Origin of the sequence: uncultured Nevskia sp., from assembly GCF_903885465.1 — a bacterium.
In the GTDB taxonomy this organism is placed as follows: Bacteria; Pseudomonadota; Gammaproteobacteria; order Nevskiales; family Nevskiaceae; genus Nevskia.
This window is the reverse complement of the sequence record NZ_CAISIQ010000094.1, coordinates 1-2,851: the sequence shown is the minus strand read 5'-3', so window position 1 is coordinate 2,851 and position 2,851 is coordinate 1. Positions and strand designations below refer to the sequence as shown.

The 2,851-nt window shown below is 65.3% G+C and carries 2 protein-coding genes and 1 pseudogene; 1 reads left to right on the top strand and 2 read right to left on the bottom strand.

Features of this window, described 5'->3' with window-relative positions; translation table 11 throughout:
- Nucleotides 1–989 (top strand): annotated as a pseudogene (locus tag QZY06_RS03545) (hypothetical protein); the annotation flags it as partial.
- Between the two features lie 109 nt (nucleotides 990–1,098).
- Here the strand turns inward: QZY06_RS03545 and QZY06_RS03540 are convergent.
- Nucleotides 1,099–2,082, bottom strand: a complete 984-nt coding sequence (locus QZY06_RS03540; protein ID WP_295680268.1) for a hypothetical protein — start codon at nucleotides 2,080–2,082, stop codon at nucleotides 1,099–1,101.
- A gap of 164 nt (nucleotides 2,083–2,246) precedes the next feature.
- The coding region (locus QZY06_RS03535) for an exodeoxyribonuclease III (protein ID WP_295680267.1) at nucleotides 2,247–2,851 on the bottom strand (605 nt) is incomplete at its 5' end.

The following is a 2,851-nucleotide window of genomic DNA, read 5'->3' as shown; positions in this document are numbered from 1 at the left end:
ATCTCGGCACCGTCGATACCTATTCGGCCAGCCTGAGCAGCCGCACCGCGAGCTTCAATACCGGTCTGAACGAAGGCATCGACAGCGACAATGGCTCGCTGAACGCGATCGGTTCGATCGCCGGTGTTGCAACCTTGCGCCGGATCGCCAATTTCCCGGTCCGCGGCAACGCCGCATTCGATCCGGCCTTCGACAAGGAGTTCACGTTTCCCGGGGTCGTCGCACCGCGTGGCATCACGACTGCGGGCCTGACCAGCAACCAGTTGATCGTCGCAGACGCGCCGACGGCGGTGGCTGGCGAAGATCCGGTGTCGGTACCGTCTCTGCACCTGATCTCGACCTTGCTGGGCGCGACGCCACCGGTACTGCTGAAGACGATTCCGCTGTCGGTGGCCGGTGGCCGGACCTGGGACGTAGCCTATGACGCGTTTGTCGATCGTCTGTATGCGGCGATGACCAACGGCACGATCGCGGTCTACGACAACTTCCTGGTGCGTGCCAACTTGTCCGCAGTTGGCGGTGCGGCCGGCCCGGCGGTGACGCCGAGCCGTACGATTACTCCGGGTTCGGTGAGCGGTGGCACGTCGTCGAAGGTGTCGGTGAACCTGCACGGCATCAGCTACAACCGCTCGACCAACCAGCTGGTGGTTTCCGACGTCGGCTCGCCGACCAGTGACAACGACGGCGCTGTGTTCGTGATCGACAACGCCAGCACTGCCAACGACGCCACCACCGGCAGCGGCCCGGCGATCGTCGTGCCGTCACGGACGATCAGCGGCGCGGCGACTTTGCTCGGCAATCCGGTCGACGTCCTGCTGCGCAGCGATGGCAGCCTGTATGTGGCCGAGAAGCTCAACGGCGGCGGCCAGATCCTGGTCTTCAACGGCATTCTCACCAGCGGCGGCGGCAACATCGCGCCGAACGTCCATGTCACCACCTCGTCGCTCGGCAGCAGCGGTACGCCGGAGTCGATCACCGAAGCGAATTGAGTTTCGGGGGCACCCGGCCAGGCTCTGACCGGGTGCCGTGATCGGGCAATAAAAAGCGGCGCCCCGAGTGATCAGGGTGCCGCTTTTTCGTTGAGGCCTGCGGGCTGATTCAGGCTGCCATCTGCTCGCTCAGAGCGAGCTTGCGACGCATGCAAGCGGCATCGATGGCCTTCGGTCTCAAGCTCAGCGCGTCGAAGCGTCCGCGGTGGATCGCGCGCGCTATGCGCTGCAGGTTGGCGTCGATGCAGTCCCGGTAAGGATTTCGACCGCCGTAACGGCCCTCGAAATGGGTGCCGAGGTGGCGATGGATGCCGCCGAAATAGCCATCGAGCCGGTCCTGCCACAGCCGCGCATTGAACTCGGGGGTGCCGCGCATCAGGGTGTCGCGGTCGGCGTACAGCGGTTCCGGTCCGCCCACCTGGCGCGGGCCGGCAAGCCCGGCGACTTCGAATTCCGGATAAAGGAAATCCCGGCATTTTTCGAGATAGCAGCGATCGGCGGTCTGCACCAGCAGGTCGGCACTGGCGATCATGAAGCCGAGGGCGCGATCACGCGGGTCGCTTACCGCGATGTCGTCGAGCGGCATCTCGTAGCCGGTGAAATGAACGATGCGGCCCGCGAGCGCCGCTTCCTGTTCGAAGCCGAAGCTGGGCAGGAACCGCTGCAGGAATTCGGCACTGCGCTGCACATGGCTGAGCGTGTAGGCCGCGCCATTGCTGGCGCGATCGCCACGGCGGCGGACATAGCCCGAGTCATGGAACAGAGCGATCAACACGCCGAGCAACGCACGGCGGGGGCCGATGCGCTCGGCTGCCGGCACGCCACGCTCGTGGCCATCGATCAGCCGCGCGGTGCCGAGCGCGCAATCGAGGCTGTGCTGGGCATCGTGATACAGCGTGTCGGCCGCGGCATAGCCGGGCAGGGCGCCGGCATGCAGGCGCGTGAAGGTCAGGAATGCAGCATCGAGCACGCCGTCATCGAGCAGCGGGTCGTGCGCGGCCAGCAGCCGCGAGACTTCGTCGCGCACCTCGTGCGGATCGGCAATGCAGATCTGATTGGTGACGTCGTAATGATTGCGCCGGCGCGATTCCATTGCGGGCTCGGATCTCTTGGGGGGCAGCAGGCTGAAGCCTTCTGAGCTTTTCGGGACGCACGTAGCATGCGGCCCGGCGAAGGCTTTGCCATCCGCGACCTGTGAAGCAGGTCTCAAAGCAGCTGCCCAATCTGATAGACAGCATGGACCCCGAGGATCAGCGGTCAGTTCCCCTGCAATGTCGCGATGAACGGCGCGTGGTCCGACGGCCGTTCGTTGCGGCGCGGGATCAGATCGGCGACTGCCGCCGTGCAGATCTGAGCCAGCGGCGCCGACAGCAGCAGGTGATCGATGCGCAGCCCCTGGTTGCGACGGAAGCCGGCGGCGCGGTAATCCCACCAGGTGAATGAGTTCGGCGGCTGCTCGAACAAGGTGAACGCGTCGACCAGACCGAGCGCGAGCAGCGCCCGGAAACCGTCGCGTTCCGACTCCGAGCACAGAATGTTGCCTTCCCAGGTGGCCGGGTCATGGGTGTCGGACGGAAACGGCGCGATGTTGTAATCGCCGCCGATTGCCAGTCGCGGATGCTGCTTCAGTTCGTCGGCAATGTAGTCGCGCAGCGCGGCGAGAAAGCGCAGCTTGTACGCGTATTTCTCCGAACCCAGCGCCTGACCGTTGACCACGTAGGCACAGATGTAGCGCAGCGGGCCGTCCGGTGTGTCGATGGTCGCGGCGATTACCCGGCGCTGCTCGTCGGCGAAGCCGGGAATGTCTCGGCTGTTCTCACGCAGCGGATAGCGCGACAGGATCGCCACGCCGTTGTAGGTCT